27 protein-coding genes are annotated in these 26,464 nt (G+C 50.1%); 23 read left to right on the plus strand and 4 right to left on the minus strand.

The window, feature by feature from the left end; all coding sequences use genetic code 11:
* Positions 1 to 56: 56 nt before the first annotated feature.
* The 3 genes from KDM87_RS00445 to KDM87_RS00455 form a co-directional block, all read right to left on the minus strand.
* On the minus strand, positions 57 to 320 hold the full coding sequence (locus KDM87_RS00445) for a hypothetical protein (protein WP_212677288.1): 264 nt from the start codon (positions 318 to 320) through the stop codon (positions 57 to 59).
* Positions 320 to 1,051 carry a substrate-binding periplasmic protein gene (locus KDM87_RS00450; RefSeq protein WP_212677289.1) on the minus strand — a complete coding sequence of 244 codons (732 nt, stop codon included), beginning with the start codon at positions 1,049 to 1,051 and terminating at the stop codon, positions 320 to 322. Before KDM87_RS00450 ends, KDM87_RS00445 begins: the two co-directional genes overlap by 1 nt.
* A 212-nt stretch (positions 1,052 to 1,263) precedes the next feature.
* Positions 1,264 to 2,157, minus strand: a complete 894-nt coding sequence (locus tag KDM87_RS00455) for a LysR family transcriptional regulator (RefSeq protein ID WP_212677290.1) — start codon at positions 2,155 to 2,157, stop codon at positions 1,264 to 1,266.
* 177 nt (positions 2,158 to 2,334) lie between these two features.
* Between KDM87_RS00455 and KDM87_RS00460 the strand changes: the two genes are divergently transcribed.
* From KDM87_RS00460 to KDM87_RS00495, 8 genes are all read left to right on the plus strand, one after another.
* Positions 2,335 to 3,831: a CoA-acylating methylmalonate-semialdehyde dehydrogenase gene (locus KDM87_RS00460; protein WP_212677291.1), complete on the plus strand. Its 1,497-nt coding sequence runs from the start codon at positions 2,335 to 2,337 to the stop codon at positions 3,829 to 3,831.
* Positions 3,832 to 4,029: 198 nt separating this feature from the next.
* Positions 4,030 to 5,094, plus strand: coding sequence for an NAD(P)H-dependent flavin oxidoreductase (locus KDM87_RS00465; protein ID WP_212677292.1), 1,065 nt, complete (start codon positions 4,030 to 4,032; stop codon positions 5,092 to 5,094).
* 11 nt (positions 5,095 to 5,105) lie between these two features.
* On the plus strand, positions 5,106 to 6,755 hold the full coding sequence (locus KDM87_RS00470; RefSeq protein ID WP_212677293.1) for a GMC family oxidoreductase: 1,650 nt from the start codon (positions 5,106 to 5,108) through the stop codon (positions 6,753 to 6,755).
* A 293-nt stretch (positions 6,756 to 7,048) separates the two neighbouring features.
* Positions 7,049 to 7,822 (plus strand): ABC transporter ATP-binding protein, encoded by a 774-nt coding sequence (locus tag KDM87_RS00475; protein WP_212677294.1) that lies wholly within the window; start codon positions 7,049 to 7,051, stop codon positions 7,820 to 7,822.
* Positions 7,819 to 8,553 (plus strand): ABC transporter ATP-binding protein, encoded by a 735-nt coding sequence (locus tag KDM87_RS00480; protein WP_212677295.1) that lies wholly within the window; start codon positions 7,819 to 7,821, stop codon positions 8,551 to 8,553. Before KDM87_RS00475 ends, KDM87_RS00480 begins: the two co-directional genes overlap by 4 nt.
* Positions 8,554 to 8,622: 69 nt before the next feature.
* Positions 8,623 to 9,834: an ABC transporter substrate-binding protein gene (locus tag KDM87_RS00485; RefSeq protein WP_212677296.1), complete on the plus strand. Its 1,212-nt coding sequence runs from the start codon at positions 8,623 to 8,625 to the stop codon at positions 9,832 to 9,834.
* A 207-nt stretch (positions 9,835 to 10,041) separates the two neighbouring features.
* Entirely contained in the window at positions 10,042 to 10,926 is an 885-nt protein-coding gene (locus tag KDM87_RS00490) for a branched-chain amino acid ABC transporter permease (RefSeq protein WP_212677297.1), read from the plus strand.
* Positions 10,927 to 10,937: 11 nt separating this feature from the next.
* Entirely contained in the window at positions 10,938 to 11,918 is a 981-nt protein-coding gene (locus tag KDM87_RS00495; protein ID WP_212677298.1) for a branched-chain amino acid ABC transporter permease, read from the plus strand.
* 288 nt (positions 11,919 to 12,206) lie between these two features.
* Here KDM87_RS00495 and KDM87_RS00500 read toward each other — a convergent pair whose 3' ends face one another.
* Positions 12,207 to 13,364 (minus strand): iron-containing alcohol dehydrogenase, encoded by a 1,158-nt coding sequence (locus KDM87_RS00500; RefSeq protein WP_212677299.1) that lies wholly within the window; start codon positions 13,362 to 13,364, stop codon positions 12,207 to 12,209.
* A gap of 123 nt (positions 13,365 to 13,487) precedes the next feature.
* Here KDM87_RS00500 and KDM87_RS00505 point away from each other — a divergent pair, with 123 nt between their 5' ends.
* The 15 genes from KDM87_RS00505 (at position 13,488) to KDM87_RS00575 (ending at position 26,387) form a co-directional block, all read left to right on the plus strand.
* On the plus strand, positions 13,488 to 14,249 hold the full coding sequence (locus tag KDM87_RS00505; RefSeq protein WP_212677300.1) for a sulfite exporter TauE/SafE family protein: 762 nt from the start codon (positions 13,488 to 13,490) through the stop codon (positions 14,247 to 14,249).
* 177 nt (positions 14,250 to 14,426) lie between these two features.
* A complete protein-coding gene (gene mnmG / locus KDM87_RS00510) occupies positions 14,427 to 16,379 on the plus strand; it encodes a tRNA uridine-5-carboxymethylaminomethyl(34) synthesis enzyme MnmG (protein WP_212677301.1) in 1,953 nt (650 codons plus the stop codon).
* Positions 16,379 to 17,026, plus strand: a complete 648-nt coding sequence (rsmG, locus tag KDM87_RS00515; RefSeq protein ID WP_212677302.1) for a 16S rRNA (guanine(527)-N(7))-methyltransferase RsmG — start codon at positions 16,379 to 16,381, stop codon at positions 17,024 to 17,026. The genes mnmG and rsmG overlap by 1 nt, the downstream gene beginning before the upstream one ends.
* An 18-nt stretch (positions 17,027 to 17,044) precedes the next feature.
* Positions 17,045 to 17,821 carry a ParA family protein gene (locus KDM87_RS00520; protein WP_186884094.1) on the plus strand — a complete coding sequence of 259 codons (777 nt, stop codon included), beginning with the start codon at positions 17,045 to 17,047 and terminating at the stop codon, positions 17,819 to 17,821.
* 2 nt (positions 17,822 to 17,823) lie between these two features.
* Entirely contained in the window at positions 17,824 to 18,717 is an 894-nt protein-coding gene (locus KDM87_RS00525; protein WP_212677303.1) for a ParB/RepB/Spo0J family partition protein, read from the plus strand.
* 7 nt (positions 18,718 to 18,724) lie between these two features.
* Positions 18,725 to 19,300, plus strand: coding sequence for an RBBP9/YdeN family alpha/beta hydrolase (locus KDM87_RS00530; protein ID WP_212677304.1), 576 nt, complete (start codon positions 18,725 to 18,727; stop codon positions 19,298 to 19,300).
* A gap of 143 nt (positions 19,301 to 19,443) precedes the next feature.
* Positions 19,444 to 19,788: an ATP synthase subunit I gene (locus KDM87_RS00535; RefSeq protein WP_186884091.1), complete on the plus strand. Its 345-nt coding sequence runs from the start codon at positions 19,444 to 19,446 to the stop codon at positions 19,786 to 19,788.
* The gene (gene atpB, locus KDM87_RS00540) at positions 19,785 to 20,606 is read left to right on the plus strand and encodes a F0F1 ATP synthase subunit A (RefSeq protein WP_186884090.1); all 822 of its coding nucleotides are present in this window, start codon (positions 19,785 to 19,787) and stop codon (positions 20,604 to 20,606) included. The genes KDM87_RS00535 and atpB overlap by 4 nt, the downstream gene beginning before the upstream one ends.
* 77 nt (positions 20,607 to 20,683) lie before the next feature.
* The gene (gene atpE, locus KDM87_RS00545; protein ID WP_162019491.1) at positions 20,684 to 20,923 is read left to right on the plus strand and encodes a F0F1 ATP synthase subunit C; all 240 of its coding nucleotides are present in this window, start codon (positions 20,684 to 20,686) and stop codon (positions 20,921 to 20,923) included.
* Positions 20,924 to 20,990: 67 nt separating this feature from the next.
* Complete coding sequence (locus tag KDM87_RS00550; RefSeq protein ID WP_186884089.1) at positions 20,991 to 21,461, plus strand: F0F1 ATP synthase subunit B; 471 nt, start codon at positions 20,991 to 20,993, stop codon at positions 21,459 to 21,461.
* Positions 21,462 to 21,463: 2 nt separating this feature from the next.
* Positions 21,464 to 21,997 (plus strand): F0F1 ATP synthase subunit delta, encoded by a 534-nt coding sequence (locus tag KDM87_RS00555; RefSeq protein WP_212677305.1) that lies wholly within the window; start codon positions 21,464 to 21,466, stop codon positions 21,995 to 21,997.
* A gap of 25 nt (positions 21,998 to 22,022) precedes the next feature.
* Entirely contained in the window at positions 22,023 to 23,564 is a 1,542-nt protein-coding gene (gene atpA, locus KDM87_RS00560; protein WP_212677306.1) for a F0F1 ATP synthase subunit alpha, read from the plus strand.
* A gap of 18 nt (positions 23,565 to 23,582) precedes the next feature.
* Complete coding sequence (gene atpG, locus KDM87_RS00565) at positions 23,583 to 24,452, plus strand: F0F1 ATP synthase subunit gamma (RefSeq protein WP_186884086.1); 870 nt, start codon at positions 23,583 to 23,585, stop codon at positions 24,450 to 24,452.
* 29 nt (positions 24,453 to 24,481) lie between these two features.
* The gene (gene atpD / locus KDM87_RS00570; protein WP_212677307.1) at positions 24,482 to 25,888 is read left to right on the plus strand and encodes a F0F1 ATP synthase subunit beta; all 1,407 of its coding nucleotides are present in this window, start codon (positions 24,482 to 24,484) and stop codon (positions 25,886 to 25,888) included.
* Between the two features lie 76 nt (positions 25,889 to 25,964).
* Positions 25,965 to 26,387: a F0F1 ATP synthase subunit epsilon gene (locus tag KDM87_RS00575; protein WP_212677308.1), complete on the plus strand. Its 423-nt coding sequence runs from the start codon at positions 25,965 to 25,967 to the stop codon at positions 26,385 to 26,387.
* The last annotated feature ends 77 nt before the right edge of the window (positions 26,388 to 26,464 follow it).

Below are 26,464 nucleotides of genomic sequence, written 5' to 3' on the forward strand. Positions count from 1 at the left end.
CAGGACAGCAATCGAGACAAACGACAGCCTCTCGATATGCACATCGCGGCGATTAATTATTTTTTTGAATTTTGTAATTTCTGTTCAAACGCCAGATCGAGCTTACTGACTTTTTTCGGCGCCTGTTTTTCGAGAGAATTGACGTAAGCGACGAAGGCATCGATTTCCAGCGGCTCATGTAATACGTCCGGCGTGTTGGTGCCATTCGAACGCGTCAGGAAAAAACGACCATCGGCCATGCTGACCATAGAATAGGCGGCGCCGTTGCTACGGTTTTTCAGTCTTTGTACCGCATTACCGGCTTTTGTCGAGCGTGCCATCAGCGGGTTCCATATTTACGCATCAGTTTTTCCATCGTGCCGTCGTTATCTAATTCGCGATTGATTTTATTAAAGAGATCAATGCGTTGTTTATCCATGCGGATATTACACAACATATTGAGTTCGATGTTTTTGTAGCGGGCAACGCGTACGATGTCTTCGGCAAAACCCAGTTGTTGTGCCAACGACATGCCATGCAATTCAGAAACCACCCAGTAATCGATGCGTTTGTTGACGAGTAAACGCGGGTTGTCATCGTCTTCGCTGGCGAAAGCGACGTGATAACCTTGCTCTGTCAGCTGTATACCGGTCGCTGCATTTTTGTAGGAACCAATAGAGTAAGGTTTGGCATCTTCAAATTTTTTTAATACGCGGCTATCGTTTTTCCGGCCGTACAGTACCCAGTTATCGTTGGTGAGCGGGCCTACCCACTTGAATGAATTTTCTCGTTCCGGCGTGCGGCGAAAAGCAAACAGGCAAGTGTTATCGTCATTCAGCGTCGCGTTCAGCCCGCGTGCGAGTGAGGTACTGCTGATGTCCGGGGTTTCGCCTGCCCGTCGCATAATTTCCATAATTTTATCGGTGACAAAACCACGGATTTCTCCCGTTTTAGGTTCAGTATACGAGAACGGTGCGTATTCTTGTATCAGCAAATGCAGAGTCTCAGCCAGTGCAATCGAGGGCAGAGTAATAAGACCGGCGGAGAGAATAATAAGAGTCTGGGCTTTCAAAACATTTACTTTCAGTGCCGCTTACAGGAGCTACCGGCGTAGGGAATTATTTTTATTCGGGGTAGTCCGGATTGTATACGTCTGCGATAAAAAATTGATGTTGAGAATGACAATAAACGCAGCAAATACAACGTGAATTTGATTTAGAAAAAAGAAAGGGTGACCGCAAATTTTTTTACTGCTTTCTGTCGTCATCTGTTCTGTTGAAATAGCTAAATCAATAATTGCCAGCACTGTTTGATCAGTTCAAAACTGGCGGCGATCATCGCTTCGTTTTTTCGTTTTTCCTGACAAATAATACACAGCTGCGTTTCAACGCTGACGGCATCGGCGATGACTAAACCATGTGCGTGCGCTTCGCGTATCGCAATCGCATCGCGGATCAGGCTCAGACCAACACCTGATTTCACCAGATCCAGCATCGACGGTTCCTGATCGACCAGCGCGACTTTATTCGGCGTCAGATTGTGTTCGGCAAAGATTTTCGTCAACAGCCGGTTGTGGGCGGATTCTGCAGGTGTCCATATCCACGGTAATTGCGCGAGACTTTGCCAGTCCTGACCGAGTACACGCTTATTCCAGCCGCTGGGGGCGACCACGCGATAGGTAAAATTAGTCAGCACCAGACTGAAAACCGGCGTTTTACCATCGTCGGGGGCTTCGCCTATGTAAAAGCCGACATCCAGACTGCCAGCGCGGATTTGCTGTAACACGGAACCAGACATCCCCTGTTGCAGCCGTGTGGATAACTGTGGATAAGTTTCCACCAGTCGTTTCAGAAAAGCACCGAGGCGGGTAAATTCAGGGTCAAGTATCGTTCCTATCGCCAGTTCACCGCTCAGTGTGGAGTGCAAGGAATTCGAGGCCTGACGAAATTCAACGAGACAACTTAAGACGCGTTCTGCATATGGTAGTAATTTGGCGCCGTCATTGGTCAGTGTCATGCCGCTGGCGCTGCGGCTGAATAGCTGTAGATGCAGGCTTTCCTGTAATGCTTTGATTTGCAGACTGACGGCGGGTTGCGTGACATGCAGACGCTCGGCGGCGCGGGTCAGATTGCCTTCTCTGGCGACAGTCACAAAGGCGCGTAATTGGGTGAAATCCATGTTGTCTCCATCAGCGTGGTATATCAACTGGTCAACAGGTGTTGATCACACTGGCACGCAGAATCTTTTGAATATTATAAGCACCTCTTATATTGCTATTGAAAATAATTAATTGGATTTGCTATGAGTAGTCTATTAATCTGCGATTGAACTTCCATTTCTGACTAAGGGTTTCTTATGACATCGTTGATACAGCATTTTATGAATGGCCAGGTAGTAAGCTCAGCCAGTGGCCGTCAGCAGGACGTGTTTAATCCGGCGACCGGCGCGGTGGTGGCGCAAGTGGTGCTGGCGAATCTGGACGAGGTGAATGCGGTGGTGGCGGCGGCGAAAGCGGCAGCACCGGCGTGGGCGGATACCGCGCCGCTCAAACGTGCGCGCATTATGTTCAAGTTCAAAGAACTGCTGGATCAGCATCATAAGGAAATCGCCGAGCTGATCACGCGTGAACATGGCAAGGTCTTGTCGGATGCGATGGGTGAAGTCACCCGCGGTATTGAAATCGTTGAATTTGCCTGCGGCATGCCGCAACTGTTGAAAACCCAGTTTTCCGACAACATCGGCGGCGGTATTGATAACTACAATCTGCGTCAGCCGCTGGGTGTGACTGCCGGTATTACGCCATTTAATTTCCCTTTCATGGTGCCGATGTGGATGGCACCGCTGGCGATTGCGACTGGTAATACGTTTATTCTGAAGCCGTCTGAGCGCGATCCTTCCTGCGCATTGCTGATTGCCGATTTGTTGAAAAAAGCCGGTTTGCCGGACGGTGTGTTTGGCGTATTGCAAGGCGATAAAGTCGCGGTGGATGGCTTGCTGCAGCATCCGGATGTGTCCGCGGTTTCATTCGTTGGCTCGACGCCGATTGCCGAATATATTTACAGCGAAGGCACCCGTCTGGGCAAACGCGTACAGGCGCTTGGCGGTGCGAAAAATCATCTGGTTGTGATGCCGGATGCGAATCTGGATCAGGCCGTCGACGCTTTGATGGGCGCGGCGTACGGCTCTGCCGGTGAACGTTGTATGGCAATTTCTGTCGCGGTGGCGGTGGGTGATGTGGCCGATAAGCTGGTCGCTGCGCTGGTGCCACGCGTAAAAACGCTGATCATTAAAAATGGCATGGAAGCCGATGCCGAAATGGGCCCGGTCGTCACCGCCGTGCACAAGGCAAAAATCGAAGGCTATATTGCCGATGGCATCGCTGAAGGCGCGCAATTACTGGTCGATGGACGCGGCTTTTCAGTGCCTGGCCATGAAGCTGGTTTCTTCCTCGGTGGCACACTGTTTGACCACGTTAAAGAAGGCATGAAAATTCATCGCGAAGAAATTTTCGGGCCGGTGTTATGCATCATCCGCGTGCCGGATTTTGCATCGGCCGTTGAGCTGATTAACCGCCATGAGTTTGGGAATGGCGTGTCTTTGTTTACTTCCGATGGCAACACGGCGCGCGAATTTTCACGTCGTATTCAGGTGGGGATGGTCGGTATTAATGTACCGATTCCAGTGCCTATGGCGTGGCATTCATTCGGCGGCTGGAAACGTTCTTTGTTTGGCGACCAGCATGCCTACGGCGAAGAAGGCATACGCTTCTACACCCGCTACAAATCCGTGATGCAGCGCTGGCCGGACAGCATAGGAAAAGGTGCTGAATTTACGATGCCGGTCGCGAAGTAATTTCCTCTGCTCCCGGAGGCTGATGTTGTAAATTGATGTTGTAAAGAGGTGCCGGGAGCAGCCCGAATCACACTCCGCACCCCGATTGCCTCTGCGGGATGGGGGAGTATCTGTCAGTTCGCATCTGATGTCCTTATAAATAAAGGGGATGACGGGTGCTGTAACTCATACTCCTCCCCAGTATATGAAAGAACCACGATGTTGACGATGAACTCTTTGTGCCCGTATCCGATTATTCAGGCGCCGATGGCAGGTGGTGCGACAACGCCGGAACTGGTGGCGGCAGTATCAGAAGCCGGTGCGCTGGGCTCCCTCGCAGCGCCTTTGCTGACGCCGCTGGCGATCATAGAGCAGGCCGAACATATCCGTCGCCTGACAGATAAACCGTTTGCCATCAATCTGTTTGTACAGACCCGTCCGCAAGTCGATTTTGCCCAGATAGAGGCGGCCAAATTATTGCTGCAACCAGTGTGCGCCGAATTAGGCTGGACGACCCTGCCGACGCCGACGCGTTGGTGCGAGGATTTTGAAGCGCAGTTCGATGCCCTGATTACAGCGCGTCCAGCGGTTGCCAGTTTTACCTTTGATGTTTTGCATGGCAGCCAGGTACAGCGTCTGCACGAGGCCGGAATACTGGTGATTGGCACCGCGACGAATCTGGCGGAAGCGATTGTCTGGCAAGCGATCGGTGCCGACGCGATTTGCCTGCAGGGCACTGAGGCTGGCGGGCATCGCGGCACCTTCATCGGCGCGCAGCAGGATGCAACGCTGAGCACCGCAGAATTGCTGGCAGTTTGCCGCCCGCAGATACAGATCCCGCTGATCGTTGCGGGTGGCATCATGGACGGTGCGGATATCGCCACCGCCCTTGCTGCCGGTGCGCAATGGGTGCAGATGGGCACGGCATTTCTGACCACGAAAGAGTCTGGCATTCATCCGGCTTACAAGCAGCGCTTACTTGATGCCCGCACTGATGGCAGAGATACCACGCGCCAGACCCGCGCATTTTCCGGTCGGTTTGCGCGTGGTCTGGATAACCGTTTCATGCAATTGATGGAATCCGTGGCAGATCAGGTGCCGGCCTATCCTGTGCAAAATGCCCTGACCGGAGCGATACGCTCGGCGGCGGCGGCGAAAGAAAGCAAGACGGAATTCATGTCGCTGTGGTGTGGGCAAGGTGTTGCCCGCGCCCGTGATGTTCATGCTGCGACACTGGTCGCCACGCTGGTGCAGGAAATGCAGGCAGCGACTCGTAAAAGCTAAGGAAAAAATACATGGGATCAACATTACAATCATCTGCAGAATCCGCAGGACAGTTTGATTACATCGTGATCGGTGCCGGCACGGCCGGGTGTGTATTAGCAAATCGTTTGTCGAAGAACCCAGACAAGCGCGTGCTGTTGCTCGAAGCTGGTGGTAAAGACGATTATGTCTGGATCCATATTCCGGTTGGCTATCTGTATTGCATCAATAATCCACGCACAGACTGGATGCTGCGTACCGAAGCAGAGCCGGGGCTGAACGGACGTAGCCTGATTTATCCGCGCGGTAAAGTGCTGGGTGGTTGCTCGTCGATCAACGGCATGATTTATATGCGCGGTCAGCAACGTGATTACGATGAATGGGCGGCATTGACAGGGGACGACAGCTGGCGCTGGGATCAGGTATTGCCGCTGTTTAAAAAGAGCGAAGACCATTACAGCGGTGATGCGGAATTTCATGGTCAGGGCGGTGAGTGGCGCGTAGAAAAGCAGCGCTTGTCGTGGGAAATTCTGGATGCATTTCGCGATGCGGCAGCAGAGGTCGGTATTCCGAAAACCGACGACTTCAATCGCGGCAATAACGAAGGCTGCGGCTATTTTGATGTGAACCAGAAACGCGGCATACGCTGGAATGCATCGAAAGCCTTTCTGAAGCCAGCAGCAATACGCGGCAATCTGACGATCATGACTGGTTGTCAGGTACGGCGTCTGCGTATTGTTGATGGCGAACACGGTAAACGTTGCACTGGTGTGGAATTTATTGGCGGCGGCCGCGAGTGGTTTGCTGATGCGGTTCAGGAGACCGTGCTGGCGGCAGGTGCAATAGGATCACCCGCGATTTTGCAGTATTCCGGAATCGGCGATGGCCGCCATTTGCAGCAAGCTGGTGTGTCGGTGGTGCATGATTTGGCGGGGGTTGGCGCGAATTTACAGGATCATTTGCAGATACGTTCTGCCTTCAAAATTTCGGGTGCAAAAACACTGAACAAGATGGCCAACAGTTTGCTTGGCAAGGCGCGTATCGGTCTCGAATACGCTTTATTCCAGAGTGGCCCGATGTCGATGGCGCCGTCGCAGCTGGGCGCTTTTACCCGCTCTGATGCATCGCAGGCGACACCGAATCTGCAATACCATGTGCAACCTTTGTCGCTGGAAAAATTCGGCGATCCTTTGCATGATTTTCCTGCGTTCACCGCAAGTGTCTGCAACCTGCGCCCAACGTCGCGCGGCTATGTCAGAATCACCGGAGCCGATCCTTTGGCGGCACCAAAAATCGTGCCGAATTATCTGAGTACGAATGAAGACCGTAAGATTGCGGCAGACTCGCTGACGCTGACACGTAAGATTGTTGCGGCACCTGCGTTGAAAAAATATCAGCCGGAAGAAATGAAACCCGGTGCGCAATTCCGCACGGAAGAAGAATTAGCGAAAGCAGCCGGTGATATCGGCACGACAATTTTTCATCCGGTCGGTACGTGCAAGATGGGTCGACGGGATGATACCAGTGCCGTTGTCGACAGCGATTTACGCGTCATAGGCATCGCCGGGCTGCGGGTCGCAGATGCTTCTGTGATGCCGACAATCACTTCAGGTAATACCAATTCACCGACGGTCATGATCGCTGAAAAAGCGGCGCGGTCTATTTTGTCCGGAGAGCGATAAACAAACTTTATTTTTATGTCAGCTTGCGTGAAACTACGTACAGTAGTTATACCGTATTGTTGAAAAATCTGTTTGATAGGTACTATCAAAAATTCAAAGAGACGCTGGTGCTGTATTTGCCGGAAGTCGCATGGCATAACGCTGCAACGCGTTGAACTGCGGCAACATCAGAGATAGCGACTGCCGCTTTTTGAATAAAAAATAATAAATACTTACTGCACGAACAGTAAGTTTGTCATGTTAAAAAACTGGATCCCCAAAGAGGGCCTGAAGCAAGACAATAAGGAGACGCGATGACCAATGTCATCCTCGAGACTAAGCGCTTGACCAAAGAGTTCAAGGGCTTCACTGCCGTAAGCGAAGTGAATTTGCAGGTGCAGCGTGGGCATATCCACGCGCTGATCGGGCCGAATGGTGCCGGTAAAACCACCTGTTTTAATTTACTGACTAAATTCCTGGTACCGACATCCGGTGAAATACTGTTTAACGGGCGTGATATCACGTCTGCCAAACCGGCACAGATTTCACGCCAGGGCATCATCCGTTCATTTCAGATTTCTGCTGTTTTCCCGCACATGACCGTGCTGGAAAATGTACGCATAGGTTTGCAACGCAGCCTCGGCACTTCGTTTCATTTCTGGAAAAGCGCGAAAAGCCTCAGTAACCTGAATGACCGTGCGATGCAGCTATTGGCAGAAGTCGATCTGACAGAATTTGCCGACACCATGACCGTGGATCTGCCGTATGGCCGCAAACGTGCGCTGGAAATTGCCACCACGCTGGCGATGGAGCCGGAGATGATGTTGCTGGATGAACCGACGCAAGGGATGGGGCATGAAGACGTACATCGTGTGACTGAACTGATCAAGAAAGTATCCGCAGGACGCACCATTCTGATGGTCGAGCACAATATGAGCGTGGTGTCCGGTATCTGCGACAAAATTTCTGTGTTGCAGCGTGGTGCAATGCTGGCCGAAGGCACTTACGCTGAAGTATCGAAAAATCCTAAAGTCATGGAAGCCTACATGGGATGCACCAGCGGCGAACTGGAAGGGGCGCACGCATGAGTGGCTCAACGAAACAATCCGGAACAACACCTGCGCTGGAGATCACGCATCTGCAAGCCTGGTATGGTGAGTCGCATATTTTGCATGATGTGAACCTGGTGGTGAATCAGGGTGAGGTCGTGACTTTGCTTGGTCGGAATGGCGCAGGCCGCACGACAACGATGCGCGCGATCATGGGGCTGACAGGCGCCCGCAAAGGCTCGATCAAAATCAATGGTGTCGAAGCGATTCATTTAGCTACGCATAAAGTTGCGCATCTTGGCGTTGGCTATTGCCCCGAGGAACGCGGGATATTTTCTTCCTTATCCACAGAAGAAAATCTGATGTTGCCGCCGCTGGTGTCGCGTGATGCGCAAGGCATGTCGGTGGAAGAAATTTACGACATGTTTCCGAATCTCGCCGAGCGTAAAAATAGCCAGGGTACGCGTCTGTCCGGTGGTGAACAACAAATGCTGGCAGTCGCGCGCATTCTGCGTACCGGCGCGCGTTTGTTATTGCTGGATGAAATTTCCGAAGGTCTGGCACCAGTCATTGTGCATGCTTTGGCACGCATGATTACCACCCTGAAAGCGAAGGGTTACACCATTGTGATGGTAGAACAGAATTTCCGTTTCGCGGCACCGTTGGCGGACCGGTTTTATGTGATGGAACATGGACAGATTGTCGAGACTTTTGCAGCCTCGCAATTGCAGGAAAAAATGCCTGTGTTGAATGAGTTGTTGGGCGTGTAAATTGATGGTGGTGGTTCCTGCAGCCATAGCAATGGCGCGGGCGTTTATAAAAACGATAGGAGAAGACAAATGAACACAAAATTTAAAATTGCCAGTCTGGCTGTCAGTGCGGCACTCGCAGCTTTCGCAGGTACAGCGAGCGCTCAGGTATCGGGCGATGTCGTCAAGATTGGTTTTGTCACAGATATTTCCGGCTTGTATTCTGATATCGACGGTAACGGCGGTGCAGAAGCAATCAGAATGGCGATTGCTGATTTCGGCGGCACGGTGCTCGGTAAAAAGATTGTGCTGGTGACGGCTGATCATCAGAACAAAGCGGATATCGCCGCAAGCCGCGCCCGTGAATGGTTTGACCGCGATGGTGTGGACATGCTGATCGGCGGCACCAATTCCGGCACTTCTTTATCAATGTCGAAAGTGGCGGCAGAGAAGAAAAAAGTATTCATTTCTATCGGTGCTGGCACAGCACGTCTGACCAACGAAGAATGCACACCGAACACCATTCACTATGCTTACGATACGGTCGCGCTGGCGAAGGGCACAGGTTCAGCGGTTGTTAAACAGGGCGGTAAAAGCTGGTATTTCCTGACAGCCGATTATGCGTTTGGTGCATCGCTGGAAAGTGATACGTCCAGTGTTGTGAAAGCCGCTGGTGGCAGTGTTTCCGGATCGGTAAAACATCCGTTATCCGCGTCTGATTTTTCTTCCTTCCTGTTGCAGGCGCAGGCATCAAAAGCCCAGATTCTGGGATTGGCGAATGCCGGTGGCGATACGATCAATGCGATTAAAGCAGCGAATGAATTCGGTGTCACCAAAACTATGAAGCTCGCTGGTCTGCTGATGTTTATTAACGATATTCACTCTCTGGGACTGAACCTGACGAGTGGCATGTATCTGACGGACAGCTGGTACTGGAATCAGAATGACGAGGCGCGTAAATGGTCGCGTCGTTATTTCGAAAAAATGAAAAAGATGCCATCCAGTTTGCAGGCGGCTGATTACTCCGCAACCTTGCAATATCTGAATGCAGTCAAAGCAGCGGGTTCCGACGATACAGATAAAGTGATGGCGAAACTGAAGGCTGCCAAGATCAACGATATCTATGCGAAAAACGGCTACATCCGCGCTGACGGCAGCATGATTCACGATATGTATCTGATGCAGGTGAAGTCACCAGCGGAATCGAAAGAGCCTTGGGATTACTACAAAGTCGCGCAGACGATACCAGGCGACCAGGCTTTCACGACAAAAGCTGAATCGAAGTGCGCTTTGTGGAAATAATGCCGTAGTTTCCCTGCTCCTGTCATTGGAGCAGGGAAGTGCACGCGACTTGTATTGACACATAAATTGATACATGAGTTGATACATGAATCGATACATAAGCCGGATGTTCGTTGGCGTTGCCTGGTAATGATTGAGCGACGCGAAAGTACATCCTTTCCCTGACATCTGCCCGCCGGTTTTGCGGGTTATTTTCTAAAGAGTGCCATGGAAATATTTGGTATTCCGCTTCAGGCGATGCTGAGCCAGCTGTTGCTGGGCTTGGTCAATGGCTCGTTTTACGCGATGCTGTCTCTCGGACTGGCCGTCATTTTTGGCTTGCTGAATGTGATTAATTTTGCGCATGGTGCGCTGTACATGATGGGCGCATTTCTGGCCTGGATGGGCATGAATTATTTTGGCATCAATTATTGGGCGATGCTGATTCTGGCGCCGGTGTTGGTCGGCTTATTTGGCATCGTCATAGAAAAGACGATGTTGCGCTGGCTGTATAAGCTCGATCATCTGTATGGATTGTTGCTGACCTTCGGTATCACGCTGATGCTGGAAGGAATCTTTCGTTCGGTGTATGGCGTTTCCGGGCAACCCTACTCGGTGCCGGATGCCTTGATGGGTGCAACGAATCTCGGTTTTATGATCCTGCCTAACTATCGCGCATGGGTGGTGATTGCTTCGCTGACCGTATGTTTTGCGACCTGGTTTGTGATTGAGAAAACCAAGCTTGGCGCTTATTTGCGTGCCGGTACGGAAAACCCGAAACTGGTCGAAGCTTTTGGTGTGAATGTACCGCTCATGGTGACGCTGACTTACGGTTTCGGCGTCGCGCTCGCCGCATTTGCCGGTGTGCTGGCAGCACCCGTGATTCAGGTATCGCCGTTGATGGGTTCTAACCTGATCATCACCGTTTTTGCGGTTGTGGTGATTGGTGGTATGGGCTCGATACTCGGTTCCATCCTGACGGGCCTCGCGCTTGGCATTATCGAAGGTCTGACACGCGTGTTTTACCCTGAATTATCAGCGACCGTTGTCTTCATTGTGATGGCGATCGTGCTGATGATTCGTCCCGCTGGCCTGTTCGGTAAAGAAAAATAATCGGAGCTTCTATGAATAAGAAAATTGGCTATGGCATTGCACTTGCCGTATTGCTGTCAGCACCGTTTTTTGTCTATCCCGTGTTTCTGATGAAGTTGCTGTGTTTCGCCTTGTTTGCCTGCGCATTTAATTTGCTGATCGGCTTTACCGGTTTGCTGTCGTTTGGTCATGCGGCTTTCTTCGGTGGTGCTGGCTACGTCGCTGGCTGGGCGATCCGTGATGCTGGTTTACCGATGGAACTGGGTATCTTGCTTGGTGTACTCGCCGCTGCCTTGATTGGGCTGGTGATGGGCGCTCTGGCGATACGGCGGCAGGGGATTTACTTCACGATGATCACACTGGCACTCGCTCAGATGTTGTACTTCGTGTTTCTGCAAGCGAAGTTCACTGGTGGTGAGGATGGCTTGCAAGGTGTTCCACGCGGAAAATTGCTGGGGAGCCTGGATCTGACATCAGATCTGACTTTGTATTACGTGGTGCTGGCGATTGCGATTATCGGCTTTGCAGTTGTGGTGCGGGCGATTCATTCTCCTTTTGGTCATGTATTGAAAGCTGTGAAAGAAAACGAACCACGTGCCGTATCGCTTGGTTACGATGTGGATAAGTACAAACTTGTTGCCTTCGTCTTGTCTGCCGCACTTGCCGGATTAGCTGGTGCGACTAAAACGCTGGTGCTGGGTTTTGAGACGTTGACGGACGTGCACTGGACCATGTCAGGCCTCGTCGTGTTAATGACCCTGGTGGGCGGTTTGGGTACCTTGGTGGGGCCGATTGTTGGCGCCATCATTATTATCGCGTTGGAGAATAAACTCGGCGACTTTGGTAATCTGCTGGCGGACTGGACAACGGTTGACTGGTTCCGTAGCCTCGGTGATTCCGTCACGATCGTCACCGGACTGATCTTTATTGTCTGCGTACTGGCGTTCCGGAAGGGAATTGTCGGTGAGTTGAGTGATCGGCTGCAGCGTGTACGTAAAGCGAAACTGAGTTGAGATCGTTCAGATTTTGTCGTCCCGTAAAAAAACACCCCGCAAACGCGGGGTGTTTCATTTATGACATCAATTTTAATTAAATGTAAAAATAATAACGAAATTTATCTTAAACCGAGCCTACACTTGCTTATTTCACGTGGAACATCGATGTTATCCACTCGCCGGATCAACACAAACGTCACTGTAAAAAACGTATGTCTAATATTTATCGGCCTCGCAGCAGGATAATGTGGTGAAACCCGCGTCGTTATTCAGTCTTGTCTTCGCCAATAATTTAATATCAACAACCTACAGCGCCGCAGCATAGATGGCTCTTGCATCGGCGAGGCTGACTTCTCTGGGGTTATTTCTCAGCAAACGCGTCTGCAGCATCGCGTCCGCCGCCAGACGGTCGAGATCGGTCTCAGTAACGCCAACCTGCGTAAGACGAGTTTCTATGCCGGTACGCTCAGCGAGGTCTTCCATCGCGGTAATAAGGGCATTGCTGCGTGCTTCTGCGCTACCCATGGCCTCGGGTGCGATAATCTCCGCGAGTTCTGCATACAGTTCTGCCGCAGCGGGTGCGTTGAACCGTAATACGTGCGGTAAAACCAGAGAATTCGATAAACCGTGTGGAACATGGAATATGCCGCCTATCGGATAGGCCAGCGCATGAACTGCCGCACACGGCGCATTGGCGAATGACTGACCTGCCATCATTGCACCGACCAGCATGGCCTGGCGTGCGGCTAAATTACTGCCATTGTTGCAGGCCTGATCAACGTTATTCCATAATAATTTCAGTGCCTGACGTGCCAGCATGTCAGAAATTGGATTTTTTTTATGGCGTGTTGTGTAGGCTTCAATCGCATGTACCATCGCGTCAATTCCGGTTGCTGCGGTTACTTTCGCCGGCAGCCCTGTCGTCAGTGTTGCATCAAGGATGGCGATGTCGGCGTAGAGCTGTGGTGCGACAACGCCCATTTTGGTGGTTGTACCGGTGGTGACGATAGAGATCGGTGTTACTTCTGAGCCCGTGCCAGCCGTTGTCGGAATTTGTATTAAGGGTAATCGTTCGCCTTTTACATTACCTATTCCATACATTGTCGATAATGGCTGTTCGCTGCCAGCCAGAACGGCGATTAGTTTGGCCACGTCCATGGAACTGCCACCCCCGAGGCCGACCACGAGATCGATACCAAGTTCACGTGCGTTGGCAACAGCCTGCAGGACAACAGCTTCCGGTGGATCTGCAATCACATCCGAAAACACACTGACCCGGATTTGCTGGTTTTTTATGCTCTCGATAGCTGGTTGCACTAATCCGGTTTTTAGAAATCCTGCATCGGTGACGATCAATACATGGCGGGCTTCAGGATAGTATTTACGTATGATGTCGCCACAACGACTGGCCGCCCCGGATTCACTGATGAGGTGGGGAACGGTCTGGAATTCAAAATTATTCATGGCACATGCCTTTCTTGAAGGGCAAAAGATAATTGTGTCGGTGTTACCAAAGACTGCGAAGAATTGTTATTCTCCCTAGCTTGCCAGATGTTGTCTGTATTTTGATTAAGGTTAATAAATTTCATGATGGATATGTTTTTGTTGGGTGTCGCTGCATTTTTTGCAGGATTTGTTGATTCTATTGTTGGTGGAGGTGGATTGGTACAAGTCCCGGCATTGTTTTCTTTCTTTCCGGGCACGCCACCAGCGACCTTATTGGGAACGAACAAATTTGCAGGAGTGTGGGGAACAACCGTCGCGGCACGGAATTATTTGCGTCAGGTGAGGGTGCGATGGCCCATGTTGCTACCTGCTGCACTCATGGCATTCTTTTTTTCTTTTGCTGGCGCGTATCTGGTTACACATATTCCACCTACCCATTTGCGTAAGGCATTGCCGTTTGTGTTGGTTGCAGTTGCTATCTATACCTTTAAGAAAAAAGATTTTGGTTCGGCAGACAAGCCTCTGTTTTCTGGAAACAAAGAAATTTTTCTGGCAATGCTGGTGGGTGCCGGCATAGGTTTTTATGATGGTTTTTTTGGCCCGGGAACGGGTAGTTTTTTCATGTTTCTGTTCGTCAGATTTTTTGGCTACGATTTTTTAAGAGCTTCAGCGGTAGCGAAAGTGTTAAACGTTGCATGTAATGCTGCCGCCTTATCGTGGTTCGGATTTAGTGGGCATGTTTTGTGGATGCTTGGTGGTTTAATGGCGGTTTGCGGTATTGGTGGGTCTTTGCTTGGAACCCATCTCGCCATTAAACATGGCACTGGGTTTGTCAGAAAAATGTTTTTGTTCGTCGTTATCTGCCTGATTTGCAAAACCAGTTACGACGGATTTTTGAGATGATTGTTTCACGTGAAACATAACTTCTGAAGTAAAAATAGACGTTTAATTATTTGGTCCGGTGTTTCACGTGAAACAATCGGGCTAATTTTTTGGCTGTTTTGCTTTGTTGAAAGTGAGTGAGGCGTAAAACAAACTATAATCGAGCCTCGTGCAATCCTTGTTTGTCAGAAGCTAGCTATGTTTTATCCTAAAGAATTCGACGTAATTGTTGTTGGCGGTGGTCACGCCGGTACCGAGGCCGCGCTTGCATCGGCTCGTATGGGACAGTCCACTCTGCTACTAAGTCACAATATTGAGACGCTTGGTCAGATGTCCTGTAATCCATCTATTGGTGGTATTGGTAAGGGGCATCTGGTGAAAGAGGTTGATGCCATGGGCGGTGCTATGGCGATTGCGACAGACGAGGCGGGCATCCAATTCCGTATTTTGAATTCATCGAAGGGTCCTGCGGTACGAGCGACGCGGGCGCAAGCCGACAGGATTTTATACAAACAAGCAATACGCAGTCGTCTGGAAAATCAGCCTAATCTGTGGCTGTTTCAGCAGGCAGTAGATGATCTGTTGGTGGAAGGTAATCGTGTCGTCGGTGCAGTAACGCAGGTAGGTATTCAATTCCGCGCCCGTGCAGTAGTGCTGACCGCAGGTACTTTCTTAGACGGCAAAATTCACGTTGGTCTGAATAATTACTCGGCGGGCAGAGCGGGTGACCCACCTGCGATTTCTTTGTCCGCGCGGTTGAAAGAGCTGGCCTTGCCGCAAGGTCGTCTGAAGACAGGAACCCCACCGCGTATCGATGGGCGAAGTATCGATTTCTCAGTGATGCAGGAGCAACCGGGTGATCTGGATCCAGTGCCGGTATTTTCGTATATGGGTAATGCGAGTATGCATCCGAAGCAGATGCCGTGCTGGATCACGCATACCAATGAGAAAACGCACGATATCATCCGCGCGGGTTTAGATCGCAGCCCGATGTACACAGGGGTTATTGAGGGCGTGGGTCCGCGCTATTGCCCATCGATCGAAGATAAAATCCATCGCTTCGCCAGCAAAGAGTCGCATCAGATTTTCCTTGAGCCAGAAGGATTGACGACAAACGAGTTCTATCCGAATGGTATCTCCACCAGCTTGCCGTTTGATGTGCAGTTGGATCTGGTGCGATCTATGCGCGGAATGGAAAATGCCTATATTCTGCGTCCGGGCTATGCGATTGAATATGATTATTTCGACCCCCGTGGTTTGAAGTCTTCGCTGGAGACCCGGCAAATTCAGGGGTTGTTCTTTGCTGGACAAATTAACGGTACAACCGGATATGAAGAGGCTGCTGCACAAGGCATGCTGGCAGGCTTGAATGCTGCCTTGCAAACGCAGGGCAAGGAGGCGTGGGTGCCACGCCGTGATGAAGCCTACCTCGGCGTGTTGGTGGATGATCTGATTACCAAAGGTGTACAGGAACCATACCGGATGTTCACCAGCCGAGCGGAATTCCGGTTAAGTCTGCGCGAAGATAATGCGGATATGCGGCTGACGGAAATCGGTCGTCAGCTTGGTTGTGTCAGTGATGCGCAATGGCAGATGTTTGAGCAAAAGCGTGAAAGTGTTTCACGTGAATTGGAGCGCCTGCGCTCGACTTGGGTGAATCCGCGTATTCTGGCGGATGTTGAAGCTGAGCGTGTTATCGGTAAGGCTTTAGAGCGTGAGTATTCATTGGCAGATTTGCTGCGCCGTCCCCAAGTGACGTATGAAAGTCTGATGAGTCTGCAAGGCGTGGAAGGGCAGGCGCTGGCTGGCCCCGGCGTTGACGAAGAGGCTGTACGTGAGCAGGTTGAGATTCAGATTAAATACGCAGGCTATATTGATCGGCAGGCAAAAGAAGTGGAGCGCCATGCCCATTTTGAAAACCTGAAAATGCCTGTTGGTTTTGATTATATGGAAGTCAGTGGTTTATCGATTGAGGTTCGCCAGAAGCTCAATAAACATCAGCCCGAAACCTTGGGGCAATGTGGGCGTATCTCAGGTGTGACGCCGGCCGCCATTTCGCTGTTGCTTGTACATTTGAAGAAGCGTGGCTTCAAAGAGTTCGCAGCAACGCTGGATATTGCTGCTGAGACTGCAACAGGGGAAGACGCATAATGAGTGGTGATATTTCAGCATTGCGCAATATGCTTATCAACGGTGTGCAGGAATTACATCTCCCTCTGAGTGATGCACAAATTGATAAAATGATTGCCTATTTGTTATTGTTGTCGAAATGGAATTCTGTTTATAATCTGACCGCCATTCGTGATCCTAAAGAGATGGTGAAGCAACACTTGTTAGATTCCCTGTCTGCGGCACCTGCTTTTAAAGACGCAAAAAACGTATTGGATGTCGGCGCAGGCGGCGGTTTACCTGGGATGATGCTGGCGATTGCGTATCCCGATACCCGCATTTCCATGATCGATACCGTCAGTAAAAAAACGGCTTTTCTGACGCAGGCAAAAACCGAGCTTGGCTTAAGTAACGTGACCGTCTACACAGGACGGGTCGAATCTTTGCAAGTGAAGGAACAATTCGACGTTATTACTTCACGTGCTTTTTCCGAGTTGTGTAACTTCATTAACTGGTCTGGACATTTATTGGCTGATGGTGGCCAGTTTATTGCGATGAAAGGCGTCGCTCCTGCACAGGAGATTGAGCGTCTGCCGGAGGGGTGGCTTGTGACGGGTGTACAAGCGCTGTCCGTGCCTGGTCTGCAGGCAGAACGTCACCTGGTCTTTGTCAAGAAAATTGCAGTCTGAAATTTACACGGAACCTCTATGGCAAAAATATTTTGTGTCGCAAATCAAAAAGGTGGAGTCGGCAAAACGACGACCACCGTTAATCTTGCCGCCGGTCTGGCAAAACTTGAGCAGCGTGTGCTGCTGGTCGATCTCGATCCGCAAGGCAATGCCACCATGGGCGCGGGGATCAATAAGGCAAAGCTGACGGCGTCTGTGTATGAAGTGTTGCTTGGCATGTCCGATGTCGCTACTGCTCGTCAGCGTTCTGAATCGGGTAAGTTTGACGTGTTGCCAGCGAACCGCGAGCTGGCCGGTGCCGAAGTTGAAATGGTCGAGCTCGACAACCGTGACAAACGTCTGCGTGACGCGCTGTCAGCGGTTGCTGATGAGTATGATTTTATATTGATCGATTGCCCTCCGGCATTGTCTATGCTGACGCTGAATGGCTTGTGTGCCGCGCATGGCGTGATTATTCCTATGCAATGCGAATACTATGCGCTCGAAGGCTTATCCGACCTGGCAAATACCATTAAGAAGGTTTCCGCCAATCTGAACCCTGATCTGAAAATCGTCGGTTTACTGCGCGTGATGTTTGATCCGCGCATGACCTTGTCACAGCAGGTGTCCGATCAATTGGAACAACATTTTGGTGACAAGGTTTTCAAAACGCTGATTCCGCGTAATGTGCGCCTGGCTGAAGCGCCATCGTATGGCATTCCGGGTGTGGTATTTGACCCTTCGTCGAAGGGGGCGCAGGCGTATATCGCGTTCGGTGCAGAAATGGTTGAAAGAATTAAACAATTGGATAAATAAGCATGGTCACAAAAAAACAAAAAGGCTTAGGCCGTGGCTTGGACGCATTATTAGGTGGTGCAGGGGATTTTGCAGAAGCAGTACCCACAGTCAGTGGCGCGCCAACCAGCTTGCCGGTAACGCAAATGCAAGCGGGTAAATATCAGCCGCGCACACGCATGGACGAAGGTGCTCTGACCGAGCTGGCAGCCTCAATCAAGGCGCAAGGGTTGATGCAACCGATACTGGTGCGTCCGGTAGGGCAAAGCAACGGAGTGATTCGCTACGAAATTATTGCAGGTGAACGCCGTTTCCGCGCCTCACAAATGGCGGGGCTGGACGAAGTTCCGGTGCTCGTCAAAGACGTTGACGATCAGGCCGCCGCCGCAATGGCATTGATTGAAAACATCCAGCGTGAAGATCTGAATCCTCTCGAGGAAGCGCAAGGTATTCACCGTTTGATTACTGACTTTTCGTTTACGCATGAACAGGCGGCAACCGCAGTCGGGCGGTCGCGCAGTGCAGTGTCGAATTTATTGCGTTTGTTGAATCTGGCAAAACCGGTGCAGACGATGTTGATGGCTGGCGATATTGATATGGGCCATGCACGTTCGTTGTTGGCGACTGACGCGGCGACGCAAATACAACTGGCCAATCAGATTGTCGCAAAGCGCATGTCTGTGCGGGAAGCAGAAAAATTAGTTGCAAAAACAACACTGGAAATGAGCTCTGGCGCAAAGCCGCGCGATAAAGCTGAAAAATCACGCGATATCACGCGTCTGGAGGAAGAGCTGTCGGATGTGTTAGCGACACAGGTCACTCTGAAGATGGGAAGCAAAGGGCGTGGTCAGATGTTGATTGATTTCGCCGATCTGGATTCTCTGGATGGCATTATTTTGAAAATCCGCGGGCAATAAATTCAAAATGAAAATTTTCCTCCTGCCGGGCTTGTACAATTCTGGACCTGGACATTGGCAAAGTTTATGGGAAACATCTTTGCCGGATGTTGAGCGTGTCCAGCAAGCGAATTGGGAGAACCCTGACCGCGACTTATGGCTGCAGACTTTATCTGCAGCAATCAACGCCTGTAATGATGATATTGTTCTGGTTGCCCATAGCCTGGGTTGTGCATTGACGGCATGGTGGGTCGCACAGAATTGCCCCGGTGTTCAGGATAAAAGTAAAGTTAAGGCAGCTCTATTGGTCGCTCCACCAGGTGTGAACCGGGAAAACTTTCCTGCACCCAGTTTCGCACCGATGCCGACGACGAGTTTTCCATTTCCAGTCAAAGTTGTTGCTTCTGAAGATGATCCCTGGTGTGAAATCGACGTCGCTGAAAACTGGGCTCGACTCTGGGGAGCAACATTTCACAATATTGGTGCTTACGGTCACATCAATGGTGACTCAGGGCTGGGAGTCTGGAAGCAAGGCCAAGACTATCTTTCCAGCTTGTTGAGTGAAACAAGGGCAGGGCGGGGAAATAAAAATGTCTCATTCTGATGCATTGCATCAAACGTTTGACGATGTTACGCACTACCACGTATAATTCCGTGGTTTTGATTGGCGAGGATTCGCGCTGCCTGATAATATTTTGTGGCAACTGCTTGAATATCAACAGTCATTTGTAAATAAGTGAGGAAAGCATGGCCCGTATCGTACTGTTGCAGATGGCAACAGCGTTGGTTGTGGCTCTGTTAGCCGGAATTTTTGGTAATACTTCCCTCGCTTTTTCTGCCTTTATTGGTGGAATGTGTTGCTCACTGCCAAATGCGTTTTTTGCGTTACGCCTGTTCATGGGCACCAAAAAACCTGGTGGTGCGAACCCGATGACATTTTTCATCGGTGAATTTATCAAGATTGCACTGACAATTGCGCTGATGGCGGCGGTTGTCTACTGGTACCGCGATGTCAACTGGCCGGCATTTTTGATCGCCTTCATCGTAGTACTGAAAAGTTATTTTATTTTACTATTTAGACAACGACCATGAGCGCAACTGAGCACGCACCAACAGCGTCAGAATATATTGTCCATCACTTAGGACATTTCTCGACCCATCACCAAGATAAAATCGTTGATTTTTCTATTTTCAATATGGACACGATTTTTTGGTCCATATTTTCCGGTATCGTTGGTAGCCTGATTTTGTGGCTTGCTGCGCGTAAGGCGACCTCCGGTGTGCCTGGCCGTTTTCAGGCTGCCGTCGAGATTCTGGTCGAGATGGTAGAAGAACAATCGAAGGGTATCGTTCATGGTGACCGTAGTTTCATCGCCCCTCTCGCGCTGACCGTGTTTGTTTGGGTTGCACTGATGAACTCGCTGGATTTCCTGCCTGTTGATTTGTTCTCTGGCTTGTTTTCCTTGCTGGGCGTAGAACATATTTTTACTCATCACCGTGTTGTTCCGACTGCTGACTTAAATGGCACCTTAGGTATTTCTCTCGGCGTATTGGCTTTGATGCTGTATTACAGTGTCAAGATCAAGGGTCTTGGTGGTTTCCTGCATGAATTGGTGTCTGCTCCGTTCGGTATCAAAATGGCGCCATTTAATCTGATTTTGCAACTGATCGAATTTGCTGCTAAAACCGTTTCTCTGGGTATGCGACTGTTCGGTAACATGTTTGCTGGTGAATTGTTGTTCTTGTTGATCGCTTTGTTGGGTTCGATGGCAACAGTATTTGGTGTGTTTGGTCATCTGGTGGCTGGTTCTATCTGGGCGATCTTCCATATTCTGATTGTGTTCTTACAAGCGTTTATCTTCATGATGCTGACTCTGGTCTACATCGGTCAGGCGCATGAACATCATTAATTGAGTTTTGCAGTAATTGTTTCGATTTGTTTTTTTAGTTTTAGTCTTTTATTATTTTTAACTTTTAAGGAAATGTCATGACTGATTTATCTTTTGTTGCTTTGGCTTGCGGTTTGATCATCGGCTTGGGCGCGATCGGTGCTTGTATCGGTATCGCTATCATGGGTGGTAAGTACCTCGAAGCGTCTGCTCGTCAACCAGAATTGATGAACACATTGCAAACTAAGATGTTCCTGTTGGCTGGTCTGATCGATGCGGCGTTCCTGATTGGTGTTGGTATCGCAATGTTGTTCGCATTTGCTAACCCATTCAAATAATCAGTTTTTCCTTCTACTGCCGGAAGCAATGTGCTTTCGGCTTGATCCATTTAGATAAGGAATTACCGTGAACTTAAACGCAACATTGTTCGTTCAGTTTGGGGTTTTCTTCATCTTGGCAATGTTCACAATGAAGTTTGTGTGGCCGCCACTGATGAACGCGCTCGACGAGCGTGCGAAGAAAATCGCAGACGGACTGGCTGCAGCCGACAAAGCGCGTCAGACTTTGCAAGATGGCGCAAAAGAAGCGCAAGCTGCATTGAATAGCGCCCGTGAAGAAGGCCAGAAACAGATCATCAACGCTGAAAAACGCGCTGCCCTGATCGTGGATGAAGCCAAAAATACTGCCGCCGCTGAAGCTGCCCGCATTATTGCTGCTGCAAAAGCTGATGCTGAAAACCAGGTAACTAAAGCACGCGAAGAACTGCGTGATCAGGTTGCTACGTTGGCAGTGAAAGGCGCAGAGCAAATTCTGAAACGTGAAGTCAATGCATCCGCTCACGCAGATCTGTTGAATCAACTGAAAACCGAGCTGTAATCATGGCCGAACTCGCAACGATCGCTCGTCCTTACGCAGAAGCGCTGTTTCGTGTTGCCCAAACCGGTAACCTGTCCGCCTGGTCGGATCTGGTTGCCGAAATGGCACAGGCTGGTGCGCATCCCGATGTACAAGCTCTTGCACACAACCCAAAAGTCTCGGCTTCGCAAAAAGCTGAGATTTTCCTGTCTGCGCTCAAATCTCCAGTGACTGCTGAAGCGAAAAACTTCATCAATACACTCGCTGACTATGATCGTCTGACTTTGCTGCCCGAAATCGCTTTCCAATTTCATGCATTAAAAAACGCCCACGAAGGTGCGGCAGATGCAGAAGTGACCAGCGCATTTGAATTGTCGGCAGCTCAGTTGAGCGACTTGGCGGTGACATTGGAAAAGAAATTTGGCCGCAAATTGCATCCTACCGTCAAAGTGGATTCTGCTTTGATCGGTGGTGTGCGCATCGTGGTTGGTGATCAGGTGCTTGACACGTCGGTTCGCGCTAAGCTGCAAAAAATGCACTCAGCCCTGACCGCGTAAGAACGTATAAATATTAGGAGTTAGTATGCAACTCAACCCATCTGAAATCAGCGAGCTGATCAAGAGCCGGATTCAAGGCCTTGGTGAAACTGCTGAGATTCGTAATCAAGGTACGGTTATTTCCGTTACCGACGGTATCTGCCGCATCCACGGTCTGTCTGACGCGATGCAAGGTGAGATGCTGGAATTTCCAGGCAACACATTTGGTCTGGCATTGAATCTGGAACGTGATTCTGTTGGTGCCGTTATTCTTGGTGACTACGAGCACATTTCCGAAGGCGACACCGTCAAATGTACTGGTCGTATTCTGGAAGTACCTATTGGTCCTGAACTGCGTGGTCGTGTTGTCAATGCGCTGGGTCAGCCTATCGATGGCAAAGGTCCGATCAATGCGAAATTGTCTGCGCCTATCGAAAAAATCGCGCCTGGCGTTATCGCACGTCAATCTGTTTCCGAGCCAATGCAAACCGGTATCAAGTCAATTGATGCAATGGTTCCTGTTGGTCGCGGTCAGCGTGAATTGATCATTGGCGATCGTCAAACTGGTAAAACAGCGGTTGCGATTGATGCCGTGATCAACCAAAAAGGTCAGAACGTTACTTGTATTTATGTAGCGATCGGTCAAAAAGCGTCTTCCGTTAAAAACGTTGTGCGTGCTCTCGAAGCTCACGGCGCGATGGAATACACCATTGTTGTTGCAGCGACTGCGGCTGAATCTGCAGCGATGCAATACGTCTCCGCTTACTCCGGTTGCGCCATGGGCGAATACTTCCGTGACCGCGGTGAAGATGCATTGATCATCTATGATGACTTGTCTAAACAAGCGGTTGCTTACCGTCAGGTTTCCCTGTTGCTGCGCCGCCCACCAGGCCGTGAAGCTTATCCAGGTGACGTGTTCTACCTGCACTCCCGTTTGCTGGAACGTGCAGCACGCGTGAACCCTGATTACGTTGAAGCATTCACTAAAGGTGAAGTCAAAGGCAAAACAGGTTCATTGACAGCATTGCCTATCATTGAAACTCAAGCTGGTGACGTTTCTGCTTTCGTTCCTACCAACGTGATTTCGATTACTGACGGTCAGATCTTCTTGGAAACATCCTTGTTTAACTCTGGTATTCGTCCAGCGATTAACGCGGGTATTTCCGTGTCTCGCGTGGGTGGTGCTGCTCAGACTAAAGTTATCAAAAACTTGTCCGGCGGTATCCGTACCGATTTGGCTCAGTACCGTGAGTTGGCAGCGTTCGCGCAGTTTGCTTCTGATCTGGATGAATCCACACGTAAGCAGTTGGATCGTGGTGCGCGCGTTACAGAGTTGCTCAAGCAAGCACAGTATGCTCCATTGCCGATTTCTCTGATGGCGGCTTCTTTGTTCGCAGTGAACAAGGGCTATCTGGATGATGTCGAAGTGAAGAAAGTATTGTCTTTCGAAGCTGGTCTGCATAATTACCTGAAGACTAGCCAGGCAGCATTGCTCGCTAAGATTGAAGAAACCAAGCAACTTGATAAAGATGGCGAAGCCACTTTGTCAGCAGCTGTTGCTGATTTCAAAAAATCTGGCGCGTACTGATCTTAACTGGAGCTAAACATGGCCTCAGGCAAAGAGATACGTGGCAAGATCAAAAGTGTAGAAAACACGAAAAAGATCACTAAGGCGATGGAAATGGTCGCCGCATCCAAAATGCGTAAAGCGCAAGACCGGATGCGTGCGGCTCGTCCTTACAGTGAAAAAATTCGTAATATCACCGCGAACTTGTCACAAGCGAATCCTGAGTACACGCATCCTTTCATGGTTCAGCAAGATCAGTCCAAGAAGGTTGGACTGATCGTTGTGACGACAGATAAGGGTTTGTGCGGTGGCCTGAATACGAACGTATTGCGTTTGGTCACCAACAAACTGCGTGAACTAGAAGCTAAGGGTTCAAAGATAGAAGCGGTCGCAATTGGTAATAAAGGTCTTGGTTTCCTGAATCGTATTGGGGCTCCAGTCGTATCGCATGCGGTACAGCTGGGAGATACACCTCATCTCGATAAATTGATCGGTCCGGTCAAAGTTTTGCTGGACGCGTATCAGGAAGGCAAACTGGATGCGGTTTATCTGAGTTATACCAAATTCATCAACACCATGAAGCAAGAACCGGTCATTGAGCAATTATTGCCTCTGACATCGGACAAGCTGGCGACAGATAAAAACGCCCATTCCTGGGATTATCTGTATGAGCCAGATGCAGCGACGGTCATTGATGAATTGCTGATACGCTATGTTGAAGCGCTGATTTTCCAGGCAGTAGCGGAAAACATGGCGTCAGAACAGTCGGCCCGTATGGTGGCGATGAAGTCGGCAAGTGATAACGCAGGTAACGTGATTGGCGAACTGAAACTGGTTTACAACAAAACCCGTCAAGCCGCTATTACCAAAGAGCTCTCCGAGATCGTCGCCGGCGCGGCAGCGGTCTAAACTGAATACTAATTATTGAAGGAACGAACATGGCTAATGGCAAAATCGTTCAGTGTATCGGCGCTGTTGTGGACGTTGAGTTTCCACGCGACGCGATGCCTAAAGTTTACGATGCCTTGAAAATGGAAGGCTCCGACCTGACTCTGGAAGTTCAGCAGCAATTGGGTGACGGCATTGTCCGTACGATTGCGCTGGGTACTTCTGACGGTCTGCGTCGCGGCATGATGATTTCCAACACCGGCAACCCTATCATGGTTCCGACTGGCAAAGCAACGCTGGGTCGTATCATGGACGTATTGGGTAACCCAATTGATGAATGTGGTCCTGTCAGCCATGAGCAGACAGCTTCCATTCACCGTAAGGCACCTGCTTACGACGAACTCTCACCATCGCAAGAATTGCTGGAAACCGGTATCAAAGTTATTGATCTGGTTTGCCCGTTCGCGAAAGGTGGTAAGGTCGGTCTGTTCGGTGGTGCGGGTGTGGGTAAAACCGTCAACATGATGGAACTGATCAACAACATCGCTAAAGCACACAGCGGCTTGTCCGTATTTGCGGGTGTTGGTGAACGTACTCGTGAAGGTAATGACTTCTATCACGAAATGGCTGACGCTAAAGTGGTTGATCTGGAAAATCCAGAAAACTCCAAAGTAGCGATGGTGTACGGTCAAATGAATGAGCCACCAGGCAACCGTCTGCGCGTTGCTCTGACAGGTCTGACAATCGCTGAAGGTTTCCGTGACGAAGGTAAAGATGTGTTGTTCTTCGTGGATAACATCTACCGTTACACACTGGCCGGTACCGAAGTATCCGCGTTGCTGGGTCGTATGCCTTCTGCTGTGGGTTACCAACCTACACTGGCTGAAGAAATGGGGCGTTTGCAAGAGCGTATTACGTCGACTAAAACTGGTTCTATTACGTCCATTCAGGCCGTGTACGTTCCAGCCGATGACTTGACTGATCCGTCTCCAGCGACCACATTTGCTCACTTGGATTCCACCGTTGTTCTGTCCCGTGACATCGCCTCTCTGGGTATTTACCCAGCGGTTGATCCACTGGATTCAACATCCCGTCAGCTGGACCCACAAGTAGTTGGTGCAGAACACTACGAAACAGCGCGCGCTGTTCAGGGTACGCTGCAACGCTACAAAGAATTGCGTGACATTATCGCGATTCTGGGTATGGATGAATTGGCACCTGAAGACAAACTGATCGTTGCCCGTGCACGTAAAATGCAACGTTTCCTGTCTCAGCCTTTCCACGTTGCTGAAGTATTTACCGGTGCTCCAGGTAAATATGTTTCACTGAAAGATACGATCAAGGGCTTCAAAATGATCGCTTCCGGTGAACTCGATCACCTGCCAGAACAAGCGTTCTACATGGTAGGTACTATCGACGAAGCAATCGAAAAAGCGAAAAAACTGGCTGCTGCTTAATTGTCAGCATCGTGGTGCGGCAGAGTTGAATCAACTGGGTCGCACCCCAGCTTTTAGCGAATAAAAAGGGTCGAACATGGCACACACTATTCACGTTGACGTTGTTTCTGCGGAAGAGTTGATCTTTTCCGGTGAGGCTGAATTCGTCGCGTTGCCGGGTGAGGCTGGTGAATTGGGTATTTACCCAAAACATACGCCACTGATTACCCGTATCAAACCGGGCGCAGTGCGCATCAAGGTTCCGGGCAAGACTGAAGACGAATTTGTATTCGTTGCCGGTGGCCTGCTTGAAGTGCAACCAGATACAGTGACTGTTCTGGCAGATACTGCGATTCGCGGTCATGATCTGGACGAAGCCAAAGCCGTAGAAGCCAAAAAACTGGCGGAAGAAGCATTGGTTAATCGTGATTCCAAAATTGACTATGCGCAAGCACAGGCAGAGTTGGCTACAGCGATTGCACAGTTGGCAGCGATACAGAAATTGCGTCAAAAGCGTTAATTCGTTTGCGTTATTAACTATCGCGACGAAGGCAATACAACAAAAAGGCAGCTCTGGCTGCCTTTTTGTTTTACAGG

This window comes from Cognatundibacterium rivi (assembly GCF_018139565.1).
In the GTDB taxonomy this organism is placed as follows: domain Bacteria; phylum Pseudomonadota; class Gammaproteobacteria; order Burkholderiales; family Burkholderiaceae_D; genus Undibacterium; species Undibacterium rivi.